Origin of the sequence: Alcaligenes faecalis, assembly GCF_041521385.1 — a bacterium.
GTDB lineage: Bacteria > Pseudomonadota > Gammaproteobacteria > Burkholderiales > Burkholderiaceae_B > Alcaligenes > Alcaligenes faecalis_E.
Window position 1 is genome coordinate 1451607 of sequence record NZ_CP168006.1, and the last position, 24929, is coordinate 1476535.

At 56.7% G+C, this 24929-nt stretch carries 18 protein-coding genes and 1 other RNA gene; 1 reads left to right on the forward strand and 18 read right to left on the reverse strand.

Translation table 11 applies throughout. The features are described from left to right. Positions 1-16: 16 nt before the first annotated feature. From ACDI13_RS06520 to rnpB, 12 genes are all read right to left on the reverse strand, one after another. The gene (locus ACDI13_RS06520) at positions 17-967 is read right to left on the reverse strand and encodes a D-alanine--D-alanine ligase (protein WP_316988709.1); all 951 of its coding nucleotides are present in this window, start codon (positions 965-967) and stop codon (positions 17-19) included. Further along, on the reverse strand, positions 964-2370 hold the full coding sequence (gene murC, locus ACDI13_RS06525; protein WP_316988708.1) for a UDP-N-acetylmuramate--L-alanine ligase: 1407 nt from the start codon (positions 2368-2370) through the stop codon (positions 964-966). The genes ACDI13_RS06520 and murC overlap by 4 nt, the downstream gene beginning before the upstream one ends. Continuing rightward, the gene (gene murG / locus ACDI13_RS06530; RefSeq protein ID WP_316988707.1) at positions 2367-3440 is read right to left on the reverse strand and encodes an undecaprenyldiphospho-muramoylpentapeptide beta-N-acetylglucosaminyltransferase; all 1074 of its coding nucleotides are present in this window, start codon (positions 3438-3440) and stop codon (positions 2367-2369) included. The genes murC and murG overlap by 4 nt, the downstream gene beginning before the upstream one ends. Then, a complete protein-coding gene (ftsW, locus tag ACDI13_RS06535; RefSeq protein ID WP_316988706.1) occupies positions 3437-4630 on the reverse strand; it encodes a putative lipid II flippase FtsW in 1194 nt (397 codons plus the stop codon). The genes murG and ftsW overlap by 4 nt, the downstream gene beginning before the upstream one ends. Then, complete coding sequence (gene murD / locus ACDI13_RS06540; protein WP_316988705.1) at positions 4627-6156, reverse strand: UDP-N-acetylmuramoyl-L-alanine--D-glutamate ligase; 1530 nt, start codon at positions 6154-6156, stop codon at positions 4627-4629. Before murD ends, ftsW begins: the two co-directional genes overlap by 4 nt. After that, positions 6153-7325: a phospho-N-acetylmuramoyl-pentapeptide-transferase gene (gene mraY, locus ACDI13_RS06545; RefSeq protein WP_316988704.1), complete on the reverse strand. Its 1173-nt coding sequence runs from the start codon at positions 7323-7325 to the stop codon at positions 6153-6155. The genes murD and mraY overlap by 4 nt, the downstream gene beginning before the upstream one ends. Beyond that, positions 7315-10092: a bifunctional UDP-N-acetylmuramoyl-L-alanyl-D-glutamate--2,6-diaminopimelate ligase MurE/UDP-N-acetylmuramoyl-tripeptide--D-alanyl-D-alanine ligase MurF gene (gene murF / locus ACDI13_RS06550; RefSeq protein ID WP_316988703.1), complete on the reverse strand. Its 2778-nt coding sequence runs from the start codon at positions 10090-10092 to the stop codon at positions 7315-7317. Before murF ends, mraY begins: the two co-directional genes overlap by 11 nt. After that, entirely contained in the window at positions 10089-11828 is a 1740-nt protein-coding gene (locus tag ACDI13_RS06555) for a penicillin-binding protein 2 (protein ID WP_316988702.1), read from the reverse strand. Before ACDI13_RS06555 ends, murF begins: the two co-directional genes overlap by 4 nt. Then, entirely contained in the window at positions 11825-12127 is a 303-nt protein-coding gene (ftsL, locus tag ACDI13_RS06560) for a cell division protein FtsL (protein ID WP_316988701.1), read from the reverse strand. Before ftsL ends, ACDI13_RS06555 begins: the two co-directional genes overlap by 4 nt. Continuing rightward, positions 12124-13194 (reverse strand): 16S rRNA (cytosine(1402)-N(4))-methyltransferase RsmH, encoded by a 1071-nt coding sequence (gene rsmH / locus ACDI13_RS06565; protein WP_316988700.1) that lies wholly within the window; start codon positions 13192-13194, stop codon positions 12124-12126. Before rsmH ends, ftsL begins: the two co-directional genes overlap by 4 nt. A 7-nt stretch (positions 13195-13201) precedes the next feature. Then, entirely contained in the window at positions 13202-13630 is a 429-nt protein-coding gene (mraZ, locus tag ACDI13_RS06570) for a division/cell wall cluster transcriptional repressor MraZ (RefSeq protein ID WP_003803565.1), read from the reverse strand. Between the two features lie 289 nt (positions 13631-13919). Then, positions 13920-14326: RNase P RNA component class A (gene rnpB, locus ACDI13_RS06575), an RNA gene on the reverse strand. A gap of 65 nt (positions 14327-14391) precedes the next feature. On the opposite strand from rnpB, the gene ACDI13_RS06580 reads away from it, so the two are divergent. Then, entirely contained in the window at positions 14392-16206 is a 1815-nt protein-coding gene (locus ACDI13_RS06580) for an ATP-binding cassette domain-containing protein (protein ID WP_316988699.1), read from the forward strand. 15 nt (positions 16207-16221) lie between these two features. On the opposite strand, the gene yfaE is transcribed toward ACDI13_RS06580, so the two are convergent. The 6 genes from yfaE to ACDI13_RS06610 form a co-directional block, all read right to left on the reverse strand. Then, complete coding sequence (gene yfaE, locus ACDI13_RS06585) at positions 16222-16530, reverse strand: class I ribonucleotide reductase maintenance protein YfaE (RefSeq protein ID WP_316988698.1); 309 nt, start codon at positions 16528-16530, stop codon at positions 16222-16224. After that, a complete protein-coding gene (gene nrdB, locus ACDI13_RS06590; protein ID WP_316988697.1) occupies positions 16527-17663 on the reverse strand; it encodes a class Ia ribonucleoside-diphosphate reductase subunit beta in 1137 nt (378 codons plus the stop codon). The genes yfaE and nrdB overlap by 4 nt, the downstream gene beginning before the upstream one ends. A gap of 18 nt (positions 17664-17681) precedes the next feature. After that, the gene (nrdA, locus tag ACDI13_RS06595; protein ID WP_316988696.1) at positions 17682-19961 is read right to left on the reverse strand and encodes a class 1a ribonucleoside-diphosphate reductase subunit alpha; all 2280 of its coding nucleotides are present in this window, start codon (positions 19959-19961) and stop codon (positions 17682-17684) included. Positions 19962-20158: 197 nt separating this feature from the next. Further along, positions 20159-21985 carry a DNA helicase RecQ gene (gene recQ, locus ACDI13_RS06600; protein ID WP_316988695.1) on the reverse strand — a complete coding sequence of 609 codons (1827 nt, stop codon included), beginning with the start codon at positions 21983-21985 and terminating at the stop codon, positions 20159-20161. 9 nt (positions 21986-21994) lie between these two features. Then, the gene (locus tag ACDI13_RS06605; RefSeq protein WP_316988694.1) at positions 21995-23131 is read right to left on the reverse strand and encodes a hypothetical protein; all 1137 of its coding nucleotides are present in this window, start codon (positions 23129-23131) and stop codon (positions 21995-21997) included. Between the two features lie 21 nt (positions 23132-23152). After that, positions 23153-24925, reverse strand: a complete 1773-nt coding sequence (locus ACDI13_RS06610) for a ClcB-like voltage-gated chloride channel protein (protein WP_316988693.1) — start codon at positions 24923-24925, stop codon at positions 23153-23155. Positions 24926-24929: the final 4 nt, after the last annotated feature.

Below are 24929 nucleotides of genomic sequence, written 5' to 3' on the forward strand. Positions count from 1 at the left end.
ACTCTGGCTCCACGCTCTATAGGCTGCGGGCAATGGCCTGCACTTTGCAGCGCGCCGTTGCCAAAATGTTCACGCACAACTGGGCGTAGCTAATGCCCTCCGCTTTGGCCGCCATGGGTACCAAAGAGTGGCTGGTCATGCCTGGAGAGGTGTTCATCTCCAGCAGCCAGGGGCGGTTCTGCTCGTCCAGCATGAAATCGGCACGGCCCCAGCCTTCGCAGCCCAGTGCATTAAACGCACGGACCGACAAATCCTGAATATGCGCCGTCAGTTCAGGCGACAGATCAGCAGGACAGAAGTATTGGGTTTCGTCCGAGTAGTACTTGTGTTCAAAGTCGTAATTGCCTTGCGGAGCCACAATGTCGATCACGGGCAAGGCGCGTGCCTGAGCGCCCACACCAATGATGGGCACTGTCAGCTCACGACCCCGAATGAATTGCTCAGCCAGCACGACTGTGTCGTAATGCATGGCGGTTTCAAAGGCGGCAACGGCTTCTTCGGCGCGATCCACACGCACCACACCCACGGTAGAGCCTTCATGGGGCGGCTTCATGATCAGGGGCACGCCCAGACGTTCCACGGCAGCGGCAACCTGGCTGACATGATCCAACTGCGCAAAGCCAGGGGTTGGCAAGCCCAGGTGTTGCCAGACATGCTTGGTCATGATCTTGTCCATGGCCAGGCCCGAGGCCATCACCCCGCTACCGGTGTAAGGGATGCCCATCCACTCCAGGGCTCCCTGCAAAGTGCCGTCTTCGCCGTAACGACCATGCAAAGCAATAAACACGCGGTCAAATCCGGCCTGCGCCAGTTCGGTCAGTCCTTTCTCGCCCATATCGAACAAATGCGCATCCACACCCATGCTGCACAAGGCATCATGCACGCCTGCGCCAGACATCAAGGACACTTCCCGTTCGGCGGACTTGCCGCCGTACAACACGCCGACCCGACCAAAATCCGCTGTCATGCCATTTCTCCCAATTGAGCAGGAATCCGGCTGATGGACCCTGCACCCATTACCAACACCACATCGCCGTCACGGACAAAGTCCAGAACGGCTTGTGCCATATCGCTGATTTCGGCCACGAAAATGGGTTCGACCTTGCCGAGCACACGCACTGCGCGACTCAAGGCACGGCCATCGGCGGCCACAAGGGGAGCCTCGCCGGCGGGATAGACCTCTCCAAGGAGGACCGCGTCGGCCTGGCTAAGTACCTGCACGAAATCTTCAAAGCAATCACGGGTACGCGTGTAGCGGTGTGGCTGGAATGCCAGCACGATGCGGCGATCAGGCCAAGCACCCCGTGCGGCCGCCAAGGTAGCAGCCATTTCGACAGGATGGTGACCATAATCGTCAACAACGGTAAACGTGCCACCGCCATGCTCGGTCGAGACCGGGAAGTCTCCCACCATGGAGAAGCGGCGACCCACGCCGGTAAACTCTTTCAGACCACGCGCGATGACCTCGTCACTGACACCCAGCTCAGTGGCAACCGCAATGGCGGCCAAGGCATTGAGTACATTGTGTTTTCCGGGCAGATTCAGGCACACGGACAGCAGCGGGAGATCGCCTGTTGCCCCTTTGCGCTGCACATCAAAACACATGGTGGTACCACGGCTTTCAATGTTGATTGCACGAACCTGGGCATCGGTATCAATACCGTAAGTGGTGACAGGGCGCGATACAAAAGGAATGATTTCGCGCACATTCGCATCGTCGTTGCACACGATGGCGCTACCGTAAAACGGCAAGCGATGTGTGAAGTCGATGAACGCACTTTTCAGCCGGGCAACGTCATGACCATAGGTGTCCATATGGTCTACGTCGATATTGGTGATGATGGCCATCACCGGCAGCAAATTCAGGAAAGAAGCGTCGGACTCATCCGCTTCGACCACGATGTAATCGCCCTGCCCCAAGCGGGCATTGGCACCGGCCGAATTCAAACGGCCACCGATCACAAAGGTGGGGTCCAGGTCAGCAGCGCCCAGCAGGCTGGCGACCAGACTGGTGGTGGTGGTCTTGCCGTGCGTGCCGGCCACGGCAATGCCGCGCTTCAAACGCATCAGCTCGGCCAGCATCAGGGCGCGTGGCACCACCGGGATACGGGCAGCGCGCGCGGCCAGCACTTCAGGGTTATCGCCCGCAATGGCGGTGGAAGTGACGATAGCGCCCATGCCAGCGACGTTTTCCGCCTTGTGACCGATAACAATACGGGCACCGAGCTGCTCCAGGCGACGCGTTACTGCCGTTTCCTGAATATCCGAGCCACTGATGGCAAAGCCCAGGTTCAGCATGACTTCAGCAATGCCGCTCATGCCCGAGCCGCCAATCCCTACAAAATGAATATGTTGAATGCGGTGTTTCATTCCACCCTCCTTGCCGCCTGCTGACATGCTTCGGCAATCTGCTGCGTGGCATTCAACTGTGCATGTTCTTGCGCGTGGCTGGCCACACGACTTAATTCTTCACGGTTCAGGTCTTGCAACCACTGTGCAAGCCACTGAGCCGTCAACTCCGATTGTTTCTTGAGCCACGCCCCCGAGCATTCGCTCAGGTAACGGGCATTGGCTGTCTGGTGATCGTCAATAGCATGTGGCAAAGGCACAAACAGGGCTGCTACGCCGATCGCCGCCACTTCGGCTACCGTCATGGCACCGGCACGACAAATCAGTAGATCGGCCTCTTTCATGGCCTGCGCCATATCGCCTATAAAGGCCTTGCAGTCAGCCTGTACCTGATTGTCTGCATAGCTTTGCTGCAAACTGTCCAGATGCTGCTGGCCCGACTGATGCGTCACATGCGGACGCTGCTCGGCAGGGATCAGCGCCATGGCTTCAGGCACCACCTTGTTCAGTGCGGCCGCCCCCAGGCTACCGCCTACCACCAGAATACGCAGTGGTCCGCTACGCTTGGCATAACGCTCGGCAGCGGGACCCTGGCCTACGAAGGCATCGCGCACAGGGTTGCCCACGGTTACAGCGCCAGGCAAGGCACCCGGAAACCCGGTCAACACACTGGTCGCCATTTTGGCCAAGTAGCGATTCGCCGTACCAGCCACCGCATTTTGCTCGTGCACAATCAAAGGACGGCGCGACACAAAAGCCATCAGGCCACCCGGGAAGGCGACATAACCACCCATCCCCAGCACCACATCAGGCTTGGCTTGCTGCAAGCAACGGTGTGCCTGCCAGCAGGCACTGATCAAGGTAAAGGGTAAAGAGAGCAATGCCTTCACGCCCTTGCCCCGTAATCCGGAAAATCGCAGAGGCAGCATTTTAATCCCATGCTGAGGGACCAAGCTACCTTCCATGCGCTCGGGATGACCTAACCACAACACGTTCCAGCCGCGTTGCTGCATGGCTTCAGCCACGGCCAGTCCGGGCATGATGTGCCCGCCTGTACCGCCTGCCATGATCAGGATGGTTGGAGTGCTCATGTGCGTTTACCTCGCATCATTTGCCGGTTCTCAAAATCAACCCGCAGTAACAAGGCAAAAGCCACCAGATTCATCACAATGCCCGAACCACCATAACTGACCAAAGGCAGTGTCAGACCCTTGGTTGGCAACAGTCCCAACACGACGCCAATATTGATAAAGGCCTGTACGCCAAACCAAAGCACGACACCTTGAGCCACCACACCGCTGAACAAACGATCCATGGCGCAGGCTTGACGACCAATATTGAAGCCGCGCCAGATAACAAACCCAAAGGTCAGAACCAAGGCTGCAACACCCACAAAGCCCAGTTCCTCGCCAATGACCGCAACGATAAAGTCGGTATGGGCCTCAGGAAGGTAATGCAGTTTTTCCACGCTGGAGCCCAAGCCCACGCCAAACCATTCACCCCGACCCAGAGCAATCAGCGAGTGCGACAATTGATAGGCACTGCCATAGGCATTGTCGGGATTCCAGGGGTCCAGATACACAAACAAACGCTCACGACGCCAAGGCGAGAGCCAGATCAGTAAAAGAAAGCTGCTGACCATGATCCCCAGCAAGGCGGAGAACAATTTTCCGTTAATGCCACCAATAAACAGAATGCCTACCGCAATCGCCACAATGACCATGAAGGCGCCCAAATCGGGCTCCATCAACAGCAGAACACCGACCAAGCCCAAGGCCACCGCCATCGGCAGGAAACCCCGTACAAAAGCATGCAGATGCTGCTGCTTGCGCACCGTGTAGTCAGCGGCATACAGCACCATGGCGACTTTCATCAGCTCCGAGGGCTGGAAATTGATGATGCCCAATGGAAGCCAGCGGCGTGCGCCGTTCACTTCCCGGCCAATTCCGGGGATCAAAACAACCATTAACAGGAAAATAGCCAGTACAAACACGGGCACAGCCAACTTCTGCCACACACGCAAGGGGATCGTAGCCGTAAACATGGCCAGCACCACACCCACTACGATGAACAAGGCGTGTCGTATCACAAAGTAATAACGGCCATAGCTTTCATAACGCGGCCCGTCTGCCAAAGCGATCGAAGCTGAATACACCATCAGCAAACCGAACAGAGTCAGCATCAAAGTGGCAGTCAGCAAGGGACGATCGAACGCAGGCAATGCCGTGCGTCCCGGACGTACCGCATTGACACCTGAGGTCAGCTCAGCAAACAGACTCATGCCAGCTCTCCTCTATCCAGGGCCATCTCCGTTACGGCAGCGACAAAGCACATGCCACGGTGGTGATAGCTTTTGAACATATCCATGCTGGCGCAGGCCGGCGACAACAAGACCACATCGCCCGAACGCGCCTGCTCGGCGGCTGCTTGCACCGCGGCTTCCAGACCATCGCAAAAACGATGGCGGACATCGTGTGCTGCTAGAACAGCGGCAATCTGCTTGGCGTCCTGCCCAATCAGAAAAGCCTCAGCCACGTTCTGGGCAGCAGCCACAGCCAGCGGCTCAAAATCCTGGCCCTTGCCCAAACCACCGGCAATCAGCCAGACGCGCTGATCAAAGCCGCGCAAGGCCGCGACAGTCGCGCCGACATTGGTGCCTTTGCTATCGTCCAGATACTGAACGCCATCGAGTACACGAATCAGTTCTACACGGTGCGGCTCGCCTTGATAGGTGCGCAGGCCATTGAGCAACTCAGCCCAACCCAGCCCCAGGCAGCGGGCCAGCAACAGCGCAGCTTGTGCGTTCAACGCGTTGTGGCGTCCTTTGATCTGTAATGCCTCGACGGGCATCAAGCGTTTCACCCCCCCCTTGACGCGCACGGCCGGCTCAACAGGCGCATTACGCTTTTTGAGGCCCGAGGTGGGCAGCTCAAAATCAGTAGGCTCACTGGCCACCAACCACTGCATGCCACCATCCGTCACCAAGCCGGTATCACCCAACAAAGCGGGTTTATCCAGACCGAAGCTACGGACCGACTCCCGGCTGGCATCGGGGATCATGGCCATAACGGCGGGATCATCGCGATTGACCAAGGCCACATCGCACATGCCATACATACGTTGCTTGGACTGGATATAAGCATCCATGCCGCCGTGCCAGTCCAGATGATCCTGCGAAATATTCAGTACAACGCCGGCATCCACCCGCAAGCTAAAAGTGCTATCCAGTTGAAAGCTGGACAGTTCCAGTACCCAGACCTGAGGCAAGGCATTATTTTCCAGAGCGTCGCACAAGGCAGTCAGTGCTGCAGGGCTGATATTGCCCACAGCCAGCGCAGCGACACCGGCCTGCTCCAGCAAATGGCGCGTCATGGCGGTGACCGTCGTCTTGCCATTGGTACCCGTAATAGCCACTACGCGGCTTTCGTGACCTTGGTCGGCCAGGTCTTTCAGGGCACGGGCGAACAGCTCGATCTCGCCAATGATTTCGATTCCACGATCGCGTGCCTGAGCTAAAAAACCAGCCAAAACAGGATCCACAGGCGACAAACCGGGGCTGATCACCACAGTGTGTACGTCGTTCAGGCTATCGACTTGCACAGCGTCCTGCCCCAAACGCACATCCAGAGCCGAGCTGCTCAGAGCCTGGAGCTTGTCCAGACCCTGCACATTTTCGCGCGTATCTACCAAACGAATGCTGGCCCCCTGAGCCAAAGACCAACGAGCCGCAGCAAAGCCTGTCTCGCCTAACCCTAGGATAAGCATGAGACCGTCTTTACGGATCGAAGGAAAACTCAAGGCATTCATCGCAGTTTCAATGTAGACAGGCCAATCATGACCAGCATCATGGTGATGATCCAGAAGCGAACCACCACCTGGGTTTCTTTCCAGCCGCTGACTTCAAAGTGATGATGCAGCGGCGCCATACGAAATATCCGTCTGCCTTGCCCGTAGCGTTTCTTGGTGTACTTGAACCAGGTCACCTGCAACATCACCGACAAGGTTTCCACCACAAACACGCCACCCATAATGAACAGCACGATTTCCTGACGTACGATCACCGCGATCGTGCCCAGCGCGCCACCCAGAGCCAGAGCGCCTACATCGCCCATGAATACCTGCGCGGGATACGCGTTAAACCACAGAAAGGCCAGGCCCGCACCCGCGATGGCCGCACAGATCACCATCAGCTCGCCCGCGCCGGGGATATAAGGGAACAAGAGGTATTTGGAGTAGTCGACCCGGCCAACCACGTAGGCAAAAATGCCCAGGGCAGCGCCCACCAGCACGGTAGGCATGATGGCCAGACCGTCCAGGCCGTCCGTCAGGTTGACGGCGTTGCTGGAGCCAACAATCACTGCCCAGGTCAATACCACAAAGCCCAGCACACCCAGCGGGTAGCTGACGGACTTGAAGAACGGCACGATCAGGTCAGCCTGCGTAGGCAGGGGCATGGTGAAGCCGCTCAAGACCCACTCTTTGAACAAGGGCCACAGCTCAGTATTGGCAGGCACCGAAACGGCAAAGCTCAGGTACACGGCCGCAACGATACCGATCAAGGCTTGCCAGAAAAATTTCTGACGCGAGGACATGCCTTCGGGGTCACGATTGACGACTTTCTTGTAGTCGTCAGCCCAACCAATCCAGCCGAAACCGAACGTCACCAGCAGAACAACCCACACAAAGCGGTTGGTCCAATCTGCCCACAACAAGGTACTGATACCGATGGAGATCAGGATCAGGACACCGCCCATGGTGGGGGTGCCATTCTTTTGCAGATGCGATTCAGGACCATAAGCGCGTACAGCCTGACCGATCTTCAGTTCGGTCAGCTTGCGAATAACCCAGGGACCTGCCAACAAGCCAATCGCCAGCGCGGTGGCGCTGGCCAAAATAGCACGCAGGGTGATGTACTCAAACACCCCAAAGGCGCGAATATGATCGTCCGATAGCCAGCGTGCCAATTCAAGAAGCATGAGTGGCCCCTTCGTTATGGGAGAAATGGCTTTCCAGGGCAGCAACCACGCGCTCCATACGAGCACTGCGCGACCCCTTGATCAACACGTGGGACGGCTCCAAAGCCAACAAGTAGACCACCATGTCTTCCAGCGTCTCAAACTGATGCGCACGTGCACCAAAAGCCTGAGCAGCATGGCTGGCATCGCCACCCAGGGTCAGCAATTCATCCATACCGCGCTCTTTGGCGTAGGCGCCAACTTCCGCGTGCAATTCAGAACTGTTGTCACCGATTTCGGCCATATTGCCCAGCACCAGCACCTTGCGACCTTTCAGTTGTGCCAGCACATCAATCGCGGCACGAACCGAATCCGGGTTGGCGTTGTAAGTGTCATCAATCAGTTGGTAACCAGAAGACAACTGCTTGGGCTGCATCCGTCCCGAAACAGGACGAAAACTCTCCAGACCTTGCACAATCGCGCTCAAAGGAGCACCGGCGGCATGGGCGCAAGCGGCAGCAGCCAAGGCATTACGCAGGTTATGAATGCCAGGGCTGCTCAAGATCAAGGCGGAGGACTGGCTTGCTACGTGCAGCACAAAACGGGTTTGGGCCGGCTCGACAAACATATCGGCTGCAAACACCGTTTCCTGACCACTCAGGCCAAAACGCAACACGGAACGCTGACCGGCCTGTTCAACCCACATGGCACTGAACGCATCGTCATCTGGAATGACCAGCGCGCCATCTAGAGGCAGCGCATCAATGACAGCACCGTTTTCACGAGCCACCGCTTCCACACTGTGCATGAACTCCTGGTGTTCACGCTGTGCGTTATTGATCAGTGCAATCGTGGGGCGAGCCATGGACGCCAGCACGGCAATTTCGCCGGGATGGTTCATGCCCATTTCCAGAACGGCGGCCTTGTGCTCGGCACTCAAGCGCAAAATGGACAGAGGCACACCCAGATCGTTGTTCAAATTGCCGCGAGTTGCCAGACTTTGCGCTTCGCCCAGCCAGGCGCGCAAGATAGCCGCAATCATTTCCTTGGTCGTGGTCTTGCCATTGCTGCCCGTCACGCCGATGACGGGAATGTCAAAGCGCGAACGCCATTCGGTAGCCAAGGTCATCAAGGCACGACGTGTATCGCCCAGCACAATCTGTGGCAGCTCTACCTGGGCATCACGCTGAGCCACGATGGCGGCAACAGCACCCTGCTCTTTGGCTGTTTCCAAATAGCGGTGACCATCGAACTGCTCGCCACTCAAAGCCAGGAACACATCACCTTTGGCCAAGCTGCGAGAGTCGGTGCTCAAACGCACGCCACGCAACCACAGCAAGGCCGCTTTGGCCCAGTCGCCGTCATCAAACACAGAGCGTTCGCCCTGCACTTCCTGGTAGGTTTCATGCCCCTTGCCAGCCAGCAGCACAATATCGTCAGGACTGGCCGCCCAGATTGAAGACAGAATGGCGCGGGCGCGATCCAGTTGTACCGCAGGCGCTTCAGGCATACCGGCCACAATCTGACGAATGATATCGGCGGGATCTTCAAAACGCGGGTTGTCGGTCGTGACCAGGACGCTGTCAGCCAGACGAGCGGCTATTTCACCCATGATGGGGCGTTTGCTGGTGTCGCGGTTACCGCCACAACCAAATACGCAAATCAGCTTGCCGCCCCGCACACTGGCCACTTCACGCAGCGCCTGCAAGGCGCGCTCCAGCGCATCCGCCGTATGGGCGTAATCCACCACCACCAACGGCAAAGGCTGGCGACCCGCCGTACTCTTGGGCGTTACAATCTGCAAACGACCAGGAACGGACTCCAACTTGTCCATGATGCGGGCAATCTTGGAGACCGGCCAACCCACCTCTTGCAGCACACCGGCCACCAGCAAGAGGTTAGCCACATTATGCTCGCCCAACAGGTGGGTCAGAATTTGAGCAGTGCCGTGAGCAGTAACCAGATTAAATACCTGACCATCAGCACCGGTATGCACGTCCTGCGCCAGCAGATCCACCTCGGGCTGGCTCATGGAATAAGAAATCACACGAGCGGCCAGACCGGCCTGCATCAATTCACGGCCGGTTTCATCATCTGCATTGACAACAGCACTACGCAGACCGGGCCAGCTAAACAAGCGCAGCTTGGCCTGTTTGTACTCTTGCATGCTGTGGTGATAGTCCAGATGATCATGTGTCAGGTTGGTGAACCCGGCAATATCAATACGGACACCATCCAGGCGACCCTGCTCCAAACCAATCGACGAGGCTTCCAGCGCCACGGCATTCCCACCTTGAGCGCGAATCGCAGCCAGACTGCGGTGGACAGTCAGCACATCCGGGGTCGTCAACACGCCACCCAGATTGGAACCATCGGGCAAGGTCACACCCAGCGTACCAATCGTGCCGCAAGGCACTTGGGAATGATTCAGCGCCGAGGCCACCCACTGGACCGTGGAGGTTTTGCCATTGGTGCCGGTTACAGCCACAACCGTCATTTCCTCGGAGGGGCGGCCCCACCATTCATGAGCGACTTCACCCAGCAAGGCCCCCAGATTGCGAACCTGCAAAACAGGCACACCAGGATCAACGGTCTGATCGCCTTGCTCACGCACAATCGCAACCGCACCTTGCCGCACAGCCTGAGTTTCGTACTCACGGCCATCACCTTGATGGCCGAGGCAGGCAAAAAACGCATCACCCGCCTTGATCTGGCGAGAATCCAAACACAGATTAGCCGTAGGCGCTACATGCTGCGCCAGCCACTCCAGTATTGCTGCGGCGTTCATCGTACATTCTCCGCACCGGGGCCAACAGCCACCAGCGAATCTATGGGCGCATCGGGCTGGACACCTAGGCGTCGCAAGCTCCGGGCCACAATTTCTGAAAAAACCGGCGCGGCAATACGCCCGCCGTAATAATTGGAACTATGCGGTTCGTCAATCGTGACGGCCACCACAATGCGAGGATCGGAAACGGGTGCGAAGCCTACAAAAGAGCCGCGGTACAGGGATTTGCTATAACGACCATCTACAATCTTGCGGGCCGTACCGCTCTTGCCTGCGACGCGATAGCCTTGCACCTGGGCCAGCCGGGCACCGGCAGGGCCTGCTGCAGCCTCCAGCATGGCGCGCAGTTCGGCAGCCACTTTAGGGGTGTAAACCTGAACACTGGCAGGCTTGCCCTCGCGTTTGAGCAAGGTCATGGAAACCATATCGCCATTACGCGCAAACGCCGTATAGGCGTGGGCAATTTGCAGCAGGGAAACCGACAGGCCATAACCATAGGACATGGTGGCGCGCTCGATAGGACGCCAGCGTTCCCACGGGCGTAGTCGCCCGCTGGCAATACCGGGGAAGTCGGCCTGCGGAGAACGGCCAAAACCCAACTCGGTAAACTTGTTCCACATCTCCTGAGATGTCAGGAGCTCGGAAATCATGGTCATGCCGATATTGCTGGAGCGACGCAAGATCCCCGCAGCATCCAAGGTGCCATTGTGGCGGCTGACATCGCTGATCACATTGCCTTGATAGCGATACTGACCATTACCCGTATTGAACAGGGTGGCAGTGGTAATGCGGTTAATATCCAGCGCCAGCCCCACCGTAAAGGGCTTCATGATGGAACCAGGCTCGAAGGTGTCAGTCAAGGCACGGTTACGCAGAGCCGGCCCCTTGCGATCATCCCGGTCGTTGGGGTTGTAGGTAGGTAAGTTCACCAGGGCCAGAATTTCCCCGGTTTTTACATCCATGACCACAGCGGCCGCCGCCTTGGCTTTGACGTCTTCCATCCCCTTTTTCAGGGCAGTGTAGGCGTCAAATTGCAGACCTGCGTCAATCGACAGGTGCAAATCCTGGCCATGAGTAGGCGGGATAATGGCACGTACGTCCTCAACCACGCGGCCCAGACGGTCACGAATCACACGACGCGAACCGGGTGTACCGGACAAGGCAGAATTAAAGGCCAACTCGATACCTTCAATGCCTTGGTCTTCAATATTCGTAAAGCCCAGAACATGCGCCATTACTTCCCCTTCTGGGTAGAAGCGGCGCATTTCTTCCTGCTGGTGAATGCCTGGAATTTTCAATTCAGCAATCTGGGCAGCCACATCCACGTCCACCTGACGCTTGATGTAAACAAAATTGCGGTCCTCGACGGACAAACGGCGCTCGATATCGGACGAGCCCATGCCCAGCAACTTGGCCAGTTGCCCAATCTGCTCGGGCTTGGCATTACGGGCATCATCAGGAATAGCCCAGATTGCCTTGACGGGCACACTGGAGGCCAGCACCACGGAACCACTGCGATCAAACACCTTGCCACGCATGGGCGGCAGCACCTGGGTGCGCTCGTAGCGACGCTCGCCTTGTTGCTGCAAAAATTCGGTAGACAGGCCCTGCAAGTACAAGGCCTTGACGATCAGGGCGCCAAAACCCAGGAACAAAAGAACCAACACCAAACGCGAACGCCAGAATGGGATCTGGACGCTCAGGGCAGGGTTCTCGTGATAGCCGTATCGTTTCATGGCCGCGCTCCAGGCTGCGCCAGGGTCGAACTTAGCTGACCACCTTGTACATAAAGAGTGCGCTCGGGGGAGCTGAGCACCAGACCCAACTCGTTGCGACCGATATCATCCACCCGGGCGTTGCGAGCCAACTCGGCCCGCTCCAGTTGCAAACGACGCCAATCCGTATCCAGCTCGCCGGCCTTGGTAATCAGACGATCCGTTTGCACAAACAGCTCGCGCGCCTGATAGCGCGCTGTCACCAAAGAGATGGCCGACAGCATCAACACCAAAGAGAGGGTGATGACCAGGCGCATCATCGGCGGCCTCGCTTGCCGGCGGGCTGTCGGCTATAGGCGGCCTGTTGCAGCAGACGCTCGCTGGCGCTGCGCATCCAGTCCTGAGGGATGGGGGTGTCGGTGCGTTGCACCACACGTAATACCGCCGAGCGGGCTCGGGGGTTGTCGCTGGACTCCTGGTCGGTGGGCAAGATTCTGCCCAAAGACTGCACCAGAGGCTGGGGCAAGTCTTTTTCAAGAATAGGTAGACGTGACTGTTCCTGCGCGGGACGCGCAGCTGCGTTCATGAACTGTTTGACCATACGGTCCTCCAGCGAATGAAATGCAATCACCGCAAGCCTGCCCCGAGTCGCCAATCGACTCAGAATTGACGGAAGCGCGTACGCGAGCTCTTCGAGCTCACGATTGAGGTAAATCCGTATAGCCTGGAAGGTCCTGGTTGCCGGATGTTGACCCTTTTCGCGCGTGCGGACGACACCGGCGACGAGCTCGGCGAGATCACGCGTTGTATGTAGCGGGCGGGATTGGCGGCGATCAACAATCGCCTTTGCAATCTGGAAAGCAAACCGTTCTTCGCCATATTCTGCAATGACCTCCTTTAAAACTTCCACGCTGACCTCGGCCAGCCACTGTTCAGCAGTCAAACCACCGCTGGTATCCATGCGCATGTCCAACGGACCTTCGCGCATAAAAGAGAAACCTCGTTCTGCGTCATCGATTTGTGGCGAGGAAATGCCCAAATCCATCATGACGCCCTGCAATGGCCCCACGTCCAGCTCGTCCAGAGCCTGGGCCAGATCACCAAAACCACTATGTACAACCGTGACCCGGCTATCCTGTGCCGCCAGCTCCTGAGCCACGGCAATCGCCTGCGGATCCTTATCGATGACAATCAGGCGCCCTTCAGGGCTCAGATGTGACAACAACAAGCGGCTGTGACCACCACGACCAAAGGTGCAATCCACGTACACACCATCGACCAAACCCTGAATTTCCGGGTTTTTCGCCCAGCGTCGGGCCTCAAAGGACGGGTCCACGAGGGCCGCCACCGTAGGCTCCAGCAGCACGGATCGATGTACCAGCGTCATGACTTACTCAGAAAGAAAAAGTGTCGAATACGTCTGTGGAGTTTTCAGCCAGGTCCTGGGCCTGTCGGCGTTCCAGTTCCTGGGCATTCCACAACTCAAAATGGGTGGCCATACCCAGCAGCATGGCGTCGCGCTCCAGCCCTACTGCGGCGCGCAGTTCGGGAGCGATCAATATCCGACCAGCGGAATCCAGATCAACGTCCTGAGCACTGCCCAGCAGCAGGCGTTGCAAGAAACGTGCACTCATGGGGAAGCGGGCAATTTGTTCGCGCTTTTCTTCCCACACACTGCGCGGATACACCAGCAAACAGCCGTCGGGATGGCGAGTGAGAGTCAAGCGGCCTTGTTCCTGTTGCAAAAGCGCGTCACGGTGCCGAGTCGGAATAGACATCCGACCCTTAGCATCCAGTGTGAGTGCGCTGCTGCCTTGGAACACTTTTTTCCCCCACTTTTTTACACTATTTCCTACTTTTCCCCACTCTACGGTGGAAAGGCTTTGCGGTCAAGGCAGCGGTTGCAATTTTTTCAATCACAACAAGCACTTAGCGCACTATCCCAGAAGTGGCTAAAAAAAAATATCGTGTTAAATCAAGAAATTGCGGTGTGCATTAAAAGTGAATTGTTATAAAAACGCGCACAAGCAACCCCTGCCAAGGACTCAACATCCTTAACAATTGCTTTCAAATGTACGAAATCGGTGCAATTGGTGGCGAATGCCAGGAGAAGTGTGAGACAGGCCTATAGGCCGGATTCTGTATGTCAGCGGGAACCCGCTGACCGGCAATCATTCCTCTGGACCGACCATTGCTGGCCGGTTCTAGCTACCTACCCGCATACTGAGACGAGCCGCCTCTCGGGCTAAAAGCCTGCGTATGCCTATTTGGTATTGCTCCGGGTAGAGGTTACCGCGTTTCACCCCACAGCACTTTGCACCGAAGCGCAAGAAAACACGGAAGTGGCCGTATCTGTGCCTGCTTTCGCAAGCCCTTGCTGTGGTCTCGTCTCTGTGGCCCTGGTCCTCGGCTCGTCTGGCGTGATGCCACACTTGCCGGACGGCTGTTAGCCGCTACCCTGCTCTATGGAGTCCGGACCTTCCTCGATACTTGTGTACCGCGACTGCCCAGCCTGCCTCACAGATGCATTGTAACCTGCGACAATAGAGAAATTCGCAGGACGCGCTGTTTTATCTGGAGTCTTATGTCCACCAATCTGATTTCCCTGACCGATGCCCAGTTGGCATTTGGCCACCATGCTTTGCTGGACCACGCCGATCTGGTCATTCAAAGCAACGAACGTATCGGTCTGATCGGGCGCAATGGTGCTGGCAAATCGTCGCTTTTGAAAATTCTGGATCAACGTCAGGCACCTGACGATGGTCAGGTCAAACGACTGGGCGGGCTGAAAGTGGCCACCGTCGAGCAAGAACCCGAGCTGGACCCCAGCCTCAGCATTTACGATTTGCTGTGCGGCGATTTCACCGAAGCCGAAGACTGGCAACGCCCTGCCCGCGTCAACGCCTTGATCGACAAGCTGGGTTTAAACCCGGATGCGCTAGCGGGCAGCCTGTCGGGCGGACAACGCAAACGTGTCGCCCTGGCCAATGCGCTGGTCAACGAACCCGACCTGCTCTTGCTGGATGAGCCCACCAATCACCTGGACTTCGACGGCATTCTTTGGCTGGAACAATTGCTGCTGGACTTCCGTGGCAGCGCAGTCATCATCACCCACGACCGTCGTTTTCTGGATGTAGTGGCAACGCGGATTATCGAGCTGGACCGCGGCAAACTCTTCAGTTTCCCCGGCAACTTCAGCCAATGGCAGGAACGCAAAGCGGAATTTCTGGAAGCGGAAAAGCAGCAAAACGCCAAATTCGACAAATTTCTGGCTCAGGAAGAGGTCTGGATTCGTAAAGGGGTGCAAGCGCGCCGCACCCGCGACGAAGGCCGTGTCCGCCGTCTGGAGCAATTGCGCCGTGATCGCGCTGAACGACGCGAACGCTCCGGTGACGTGAAGTTTGCCATTTCCGAAGGCCAACGCTCCGGCAAGCTGGTCGCAGAACTGCAAGATGTCACGCACGGCTACGATGACCGAATCCTGATCAAGAACTTTTCCACTGTGTTGATGCGCGGCGATCGCATTGGCCTGATCGGCCACAATGGTGCCGGCAAAACAACCTTGCTGCGCATCATGCTGGGTTTGCAGGAACCCAACTCCGGCACAGTGCGCCACGGCACCAAACTAAACATTGGCTACTTTGACCAGATGCGCAGTCGCCTGGACGAAAACGCCACTCTGGCCGACACCATCAGCCCTGGTAGCGAGTGGGTGGAAATTGGCAATCAGCGCAAACACATCATGAGCTACCTGGAGGATTTCCTGTTCCCGGCTGCCCGCGCTCACTCGCCCGTACGCAGCCTGTCCGGTGGTGAACGCGCCCGCCTGGCTCTGGCCCGCATGTTTGCCCAGCCCACTAATGTATTAGTACTGGACGAACCGACCAACGACCTGGACATCGAAACGCTGGAGCTGCTGGAAGACCTGATTCAGGATTACACGGGCACCGTGCTGCTGGTCAGCCACGACCGTACCTTCCTGGACAACGTGGTCACCCAGGTGATTGCGGCCGAAGGCGACGGCCATTGGGGCGAGTATGTGGGTGGCTACGACGAGTGGCTGGCACAACGCCCACAAGCCAAGGCTGAGACACCGGCAGCCAGCACTCAAACTCCCGCCGCCGCTGAAAAACCTGCTGCTGAGCGCAACAACAAGACGGCCAAACCTGGCCGTCTGGCCCCGTGGGAAGAAAAGGAACTGGACGCGCTGCCCGAGAAAATTGCAGCTATAGAAAGCCAGCAAGCCGAACTGGCGGAACAACTGAGCGCGCCGGATCTATATAAAGACGGCTCTGCCCGAGCTGACGAGATCAACAGCCAACTAGATCAGCTAAACAAAGACCTGGAGCAGTTATTTGAACGCTGGGAAAAGCTGGAAGAAAAACGCCTGGCCAGCTAAAAGGAGATCAAGGAATCAGGGATTCAGCCCGGTAAAACCGAACTGATCCTCTGGTTCCTCCTCAATCCGGGCAACGCGCTGACAATCGACCATGATCGGTTCAAGTACCGTACAACAACACGGCAGAACCTCACCTGGGCCGACATACGCTAAAGGCTGCTCTTTATAGGCAACCTTTCCATACACAAGAGGAATACGGCAGGAGCCGCAATAACCGCTCCTGCATTGATACTCAACCTGATGGCCGGTTCGCTCCAAACCTTCCAACAAAGTTTCGCCGTCCCGCAACTGAAAATCATGATCAGTTGTCCGGACTAGACTCATAGCTCGATACCGTCGAAGTCGCCAGCCGACACGGCCGAATCGATCTGACCGACCAGGTAAGAGCTCAGTTCCACCTCTTGAGGTGCCACCTGCACGGTGTCCGAAGACAGCCAGGTGTTGATCCAGGGAATGGGGTTGTGCTTGACGGACTCAAACGCAGGCTTCAGGCCCACCGCACCCATACGGATATTGGTGATGTACTCCACGTACTGACCCAAAATGTCCTTGTTCAGACCAATCATGGAACCGTCGCGGAACAAATAATCCGCCCACTGTTTCTCCTGCTCGGCGGCATCTTTGAACATATCAAAGCAGACCGGCTCCAGTTCGCGGGCGATCTGAGCGAACTCGGGGTCGTCACTGCCGGAACGCAGGATATTGATGATGTGTTGCGTGCCAGTCAGGTGCAGCGCCTCATCACGCGCAATCAGACGAATGATCTTGGCATTGCCTTCCATCAGCTTGCGCTCGGCAAAGGCGAAAGAGCAGGCAAAACTGACATAAAAGCGGATGGCCTCAAGAATATTGACGCTCATCATGCACAGGTACAGCTTCTTCTTCAGCTCATAGAGGCTCAATGTACGAGTCTCACCGTTGATCTCATGTTCACCAGCACCCAGTTGGGCATACAGCATGGTGTCGCTGATCAGGTCGTCGTAATACGAGGAAATATCAGCAGCACGCAGCTGAATATTCTCGTTACGCACGATATCGTCAAAAATAACGGACGGATCATTGGCAATATTGCGAATGATGTGCGTGTACGAGCGCGAGTGAATCGTCTCGGAGAAAGCCCAGGTCTCAATCCAGGTTTCCAGCTCTGGAATTGACACCAGAGGCAGGAAGGCCACATTGGGGCTACGGCCCTGAATGGAGTCCAACAACGTCTGATACTTCAGATTGCTGATGAAAATATGCTTTTCGTGATCAGGCAGGTTCTGGTAGTCGATTCGATCCTGCGTAATGTCCACTTCTTCCGGACGCCAGAAAAAAGACAACTGCTTTTCAATCAGCTTTTCAAAAATCGGATATTTCTGCTGGTCGTAGCGAGCCACGTTAACCGGCTGCCCAAAGAACATGGGCTCTTTGAGCTGATCGTTATCCGTTTTAGAAAAAGTACTATAGGTAGTCATGATGCTCTTTACCCTTGCTTAGATCTTGCACGCGCCGCCTGCGCAACCGTCGTCCTCTACTTCGCCATGCGAATCATCAGCACCGTCGCGGGTGTTGTGGTAGTACAAGGTCTTCACACCGTATTTGTAGGCCAGCAGCAAGTCCCTGAGCAGTTGCTTCATCGGGACGCGACCACCCTCGAACCGCTGTGGGTCATAGTTGGTGTTCGCAGAGATCGACTGATCAACAAACTTCTGCATCACGCCAACCAACTTCAGGTAGTCGTCGTTGCCAGGCATTTGCCACAGCAATTCATACTGATCCTTATATTTTTCAAATTCAGGCACCACCTGACGCAAGATGCCGTCCTTGGACTGCTTGACGGACACCAGACCACGCGGAGGCTCAATACCGTTGGTGGCATTGGCAATCTGGCTGGAGGTTTCCGAAGGCATCAAGGCGGTCAGGGTGGAGTTGCGCAGACCGTGCTTGACGATGTCGGCACGCAGGGCCTCCCAATCCAGGTGCAATGGCTCGTTGCAAATACCGTCCACATCTTTCTTGTAGGTGTCGGTAGGCAACAGACCCTTGGCATAGGTTGTTTCGTCGAAGGCGTCGCAAGGACCATATTCGCGCGACAACTGAACCGAAGCCTTCAACAGGTAGTACTGGATCGCTTCAAAGGTACGATGGGTCAGCCCCAAGGCAGCGGGATCGGAGTAACGAGCGCCGTTCTTGGCCAGGTAGTAAGCGTAATTGATGACGCCAACACCCAGAGAACGACGCTTGTTGGTTGCATTCAGCGCAGCCTTGACCGGGTAGTCCTGGTAATCCAGCAGAGCATCCAGAGCACGAACAATCAGTTCAGCCAGACCGTCCAGCTCGTCCAGAGACTCCAGAGCGCCCAGGTTGAAAGCCGACAGTGTGCACAGTGCAATTTCACCTTCGGGGTCGTTCAGATCGTTCAAGGGTTTGGTGGGCAGAGCAATTTCCATGCACAGATTGGACTGGCGCACGGGAGCGCGGTCGGCCTGGAATGGGCTGTGCGTGTTGCAGTGGTCCACGTTCTGAATGTAGATACGGCCAGTGCTGGCACGCTCTTGCATCAGCAAGGAGAACAGCTCCACGGCTGGCAGGCTGCGCTTGCGGATGGCGGGATCCTGCTCGTACATTTCGTACAGACGCTCGAACTCGTCCTGGTCTGCAAAGAAAGCGTCGTACAGTCCGGGGACATCATGCGGCGAGAACAGGGTGATATGGGTACCCTTGATCAAACGTTGATACAGCAAGCGGTTGATCTGAACGCCGTAGTCCAAGTGACGAATACGGTTTTCTTCCACACCACGGTTGTTCTTCAGAACCAGCAGTGTTTCCACCTCCAGGTGCCACATGGGGTAGAACAAGGTTGCCGCACCACCACGCACGCCGCCTTGCGAGCACGACTTCACTGCAGCCTGGAACATCTTGAAGAACGGCAGGCAGCCAGTGTGTTGCGCTTCACCGCCGCGAATTTCGCTGCCTACGGCGCGAATGCGGCCACCATTGATACCAATACCGGCACGCTGGGACACGTAACGAACAATGGCGCTGGTCGTGGCATTGATGCTGTCCAGGCTGTCGTCACATTCAATCAGCACGCAAGAGCTGAACTGGCGGGTGGGTGTGCGCACGCCAGCCATGATGGGCGTGGGCAAGGAAATCTTGAATTGCGATACGGCGTCGTAAAAACGCTTGATAAAACCCAGACGGGTCTCGGCTGGGTAACGGGCGAACAAGCACATGGCCACCAGCATGTACAGGAACTGGGGGCTTTCGTAGATGCGCTTGGTCACACGGTTTTGAATCAGGTACTTGCCTTCCAACTGCTTGACGGCGCCGTAAGAGAAGTTCATGTCACGCCAGTGATCCAGATGCGCATCCAGCTCATCGAACTCGGCGCGCGTATAGTCTTGCAGCAGGTGTGGATCGTAGCGACCCTCCTTGGTTTGCAAGGTCACGTGATCGAACAGGCTTGGTGGCTCAAACTGACCAAAAGCGATTTTTCGCAGGTGGAAAATCGCCAGACGGGCAGCCAGATATTGGTAGTCCGGCGTATCTTCAGAGATCAGATCCGCCGCCGACTTGATGATGGTTTCGTGGATGTCGCTGGTGCGAATGCCGTTGTAGAACTGAATGTGCGAGCGCAGCTCTACTTGAGAGACGGACACATTACTCAGACCTTCAGCAGCCCAATCAACCACTCGGTGAATCTTGTCGAGGTTAATAGGTTCTGTACGGCCATCTCGCTTAGTGACCATTAACTGTTCGGTTGATTGCATGTCAGTCTCGGAAATCGGTGGTAATTGACGGAAGACGCGGCTTTTGCAGCCGCCGGCGTCATTTGATGCACACCATATATAGTGCGATATTGGCGTCATTCTACTACATATAGCGGATTGAGCGAATAGCGGTTTTGTCACTGCAGAGCAGATTCAGCGCATAAAAATGCAACTAATCTTTGCTCTGCTAACAATTTCTATTGCGTTTGGAACTCTTGAACGCAGCGCAGCAAAGCCTCGCCGTAGGCCTCTCTTTTGCGTACGCCAATGCCGGTAATCGGCTCCAGATCAGCCTCTGAGCTGGGGCAGCGGATGGCCACCTCGCGCAAGGTGGCATCATGAAAAATGACATAGGCGGGTACGCCATGTTCGCGTGCGATAGTGGCACGCCAGGTGCGCAAAGCCTCGAATCGTCGCTGTTGATCGGGCTCCAGCGCGGGTCCGGCAGGCGCCTGACCTTTTACCCGGTGTGCTGCCGGTCCACGTTTTACGGTTTCGCGCCGCAGCATCAAGGTGCGCTCTCCCTTGAGTACTTCGCGGCTGGCTTCGGTCAGCAACAAAGTGCCGTAGCCTTCCGGGTCGACCGTGACCAGACTATGCGCCAGTAACTGGCGCAGCACCCCGCGCCAGGCTTGGTCGGTCAATTCCTTGCCCACCCCAAAGACCGTAAGCTTGTCGTGCTCATGCTCTTTGACACGATCCGTCAGCTTGCCCAGCAAGATGTCAATCAGGTGCCCGGCCCCGAAACGCTGGCCGCGCTCGCGCCACAGTCTATAAATAGTGGACAGCATTTTCTGCGCGGCCACGGTGCCATCCCAGGCCTCGGGGGCCTCCAGGCAGGTGTCACAGTTGCCGCAAGGTTCGATCTGCTGATCAAAATACGCTAGTAAACGCTGGCGACGGCAGGAAATGGTTTCGCACAGGCCCAACATGGCATCCAGCGCCTGACCTTGCTGACGTCGGTGTGCCGCATCACCTTGCGACTGATTAATCATGCGGTGCAATTGCACCACGTCTTGCAGGCCATAAGCCAGCCAGGCCGTGGCCGCTTCGCCATCACGTCCTGCCCGCCCGGTTTCCTGGTAATAACCTTCCACTGATTTGGGCAGGTCAATATGGGCCACAAAACGCACATCCGGTTTATTGACGCCCATGCCAAAAGCAATGGTCGCCACCATGACCACCCCTTCTTCTCGAAGAAAGCGGGCCTGGTTAATGGCACGTTGCTGCGCATCCAGCCCAGCATGGTAAGGCAAGGCATGAATACCGTTCTTGCAGAGAAACTCGGCCGTATCCTCCACACGCGAGCGCGACAGACAATACACAATTCCCGCATCCCCGGAGTGCTCTTCCTTAATAAAGCTCAAGAGCTGCTTGCGCACCTCGTTTTTCTCAATGATGCGATAACAAATATTGGGGCGATCAAAACTGGCGACAAAATGCCGGGCCGCTTCCAGCTTCAGGCGCTGGGCAATCTCTACCCGCGTAAACTGAGTGGCCGTCGCCGTCAGCGCAACCCGTGGCACACCCGGCCAACGCTGGGCCAGCAAATCCAGACCCAGATACTCCGGGCGGAAATCGTGACCCCATTGCGATACGCAGTGGGCTTCGTCAATGGCAAACAGGGAAATCTGGCCGCGTGCCAGCAAATCCAGGCAGCGGTCTGTCAGCAAACGCTCGGGAGCCACATAGAGCAGATCCAGTTGCCCCGTCAGAAACTCGCGCTCAACCTCGCGGGCCGTTTGCCAGTCCTGGGTGGAGTTCAAATACGCCGCGTTAACACCCAACTCGTTAAGGGCGTCCACCTGATCCTGCATCAAGGCAATCAAGGGGGATACGACCACGCCGGTGCCGGGTCGCACCAAAGCAGGAATCTGGTAACAAAGCGATTTTCCGCCGCCCGTGGGCATCAAGACCAGAGCGTCGCCGCCTTGGATCAGGGTCTCGATAATCTCGTGCTGAGAGCCACGAAAACTGTCATAACCAAAAACTTCCTGAAGAACCTCAAGTGCTGACTGGGCCATGCCGCCTGCTTAAAAAATCGGAATGGAAAAGCGCAGCGCGATATTCGACTGGCGACTTTCCAGATGACGGCGAGCTTGCAAACCCACCCTAAGGTGGGGACTGTACCAGAACTGCTGCGTGACCCCAAGATAGCGGTTCTGCCCACCGGCCATTACCTGCTGCACCTCGTACTGGGTCTTGACTTCGCCCCAGCGGCGCAGGGGCACGGACAAGCCCACCACCTGCCGGCTGCTGGCCGCATCGATCTTCATGCCCTGATAACGACTTAAATCCAGAAAGTGGTCCTGATAGCGTTCGCCTTGCCATTGCAGATGCAAATCATCCAGCACATCCAGGCCGTAAGCCGCCTGATATCGCCAACCCTGCCCCACCGAATGGGACGCCTTGGCCACACTGGCCTGCCACACCCCAAAATCAGGGGAGTGATAAGTAGCGCCCACTCCGGTCAAGCCAAAATCGCTTGCGCTTTCCACCTGAGTATCAATACTGGTCCTGCTGGTGATATCGGTGCTGACCATCAAGCTACTTGCCGACGATCCGTACACCAGATCCCCATTGTCCTGCTTGCCAGTTATATCCAGCGCCCCCACCGCCAAGGCATAGCGCCAGGGGCCAGCAGGGCCCTGTTCAAACTGCTGGGTAATATTGATCCCGCCCAGCTCCACAGGCCGCGCCCAATCCGGGGCAGTCACCGTGTCATTACCCAGGGTCAGTTGCAAGCCATCATCATTGACGTAGCGCCAATTGCGCTCGCCAAACTGCCAGACCTGATCAGGTGCGCTGCTCAGCCACCGCCCACTCCAGATCGGCGAGGACTGCTGACTATATTGAATAGAGCGCGCCAGACTGGCCGTACTGGCACCGTTCAGGCTGAAATCGGAAAAAGAAAAATCAATCGACGTGGCTGGGTTGACCAAATCCTGGTCGCCCTGACGATGCCATTGCGAGGCATCAAAAAACGGCTCTACCGGGGGAAGCTCCTGAGGAGGAATCGCCTGGGCCTCATCCACACCATACACACGCGTGGCCGATAAGTTCTCCAGCCCAACACGGTTTTGAGCGGTGGCCAATGGAACAGCGAACAGCATGGCAAGACCGACAATCAGCCCGCCTGCCAAGCCTCGCTGGCAAGCTTTGGTACGCATGGTTTATGTCACAAAAAGAGTTTAGCGCCGGGCATCCAGCATGACTTCGCCGCTCGCATCCAGGGAGCGTTTGATGGCGGAGTATTTTTCCAGCACAGCAGACTTATAGACTACACCAATCAGGCGACCCGAGCCGTCACCATTCAATACAGGCAGGCGTTCTCCGGCAAAGCTGACAAAATGCTCCTGAGCCTCGTCCAGGCTCATGTTCGGGTAGAGCGTCTTGACAAAATCCATACGCAAGATATCCCCCACCACACGTTCCTGGGCAGCGTTGTCGTCCAACAACATCCGGGTCAGGTCAGGCTGGGCAATCACACCTTGATAGATCTGCTCCTCATCCACCACATAAAGATAGCGCACGGGATAATCCAGGAACATCTGCAAGGCATCGCGCATTTGTGTGGTGGTACTGACCACGGTGTCTGCTGGACGCACCAGCTCAGCCAAGGTGGTGTGACGCAGTTTGTGGCGCAGCAAGGCATCACGCTCGCGTACCAGGGTGACTTCATACATGGCGACTTCGGCCACCCCACGCGACACAAAATAAGCCATGACACAGGCCACGATCAGCGGCAGCACCAGTTGGTAGCTCAATGTCATTTCAAACAACATCAGAATGGCCATGAAGGGCGCACTGGTTGCCGCCCCCAGAAACGCCCCCATGCCCACCAAAGTGAACAGATACAAAGGCAGGTCCAGACCCGGAAAAATCAATAGGCTCAACTGTCCAAACAAGGTGCCAAAGGCAGCTCCCACAAAGATAGCGGGAGTGAACACACCACCGACGGCACCTGAACCCACCGTCAGGCCCGTGGCCAGAACCTTGAATGCCAGGATCAGCAGTACGCTGTACCAGGCCCAGTCACTGTGCAACATGGCAGATACTACGCTAAAGCCATTACCCGCCACGCGCGGCATGGCGATCAGCAAAAGCCCCAGCAACAAGCCGCCCAAAGCCAAACGCAGAGGCAGACCCAGGCCAGTACGCTTGAACAGAGCGCGAAACAAATTCAGCAACTTCAGGAAAGCGGGCGCAGCCAGACCAATCAGTACCCCCAGAACCAGAAAAGGCAAAATATCCCAACCCGTCACCGCCTGTACATTTGTCATTTCATAAGGGGCGTGATAACCACCCAGCACACGCATGGTCAGGTGAGCACTGACCGCCGCCATCAACAGGGGACCAAAGCTGCTCATGGTCATGGTGCCCAGCACAATCTCGGCCACAAATACCGCACCGGCAATGGGAGTACCATAGGCTGCAGCCACCCCGGCTGCGGCACCACAAGCCACCAACAAACGCAGGCGAGCCTCACGAAACAGCGTGAAACGGCCAATCGCAGAAGCAGACAAGGAAGCCAGGTGCACCATCGCCCCTTCCCGCCCAATAGAACCGCCCGAGGCCACCGTCATCAAGGAAGACAAGGATCGCAGCAAGCCCTGACGAATGGACAAGCGGCCATCACCAATGGCTACAGCTTCCATATAGTCTGAATTGCTGCCCGACGGCAGACGTCCCGCCAGCCACAGCAAGATACCGGCACACAAACCGCCCAAGGTGGGAAACAAAAGGCGCATGTACCAAGGCAGGCTTTCCGTTACCGCAACAATACCGCCGTGCTGTCCAGTAACTATTTGCTGCACAAAACGCATGCCCAGATGAAAGGCCAGCGTAGCCAGGGCTCCCAAAATGCCAGCCAAGACTGCCCACGCCAGCATGGCGGGCATATCAGATAACCACTTGAAACCCTGCAGACGCTTGCGCATCGACAGCACAGAATGGGCAATCATAAAA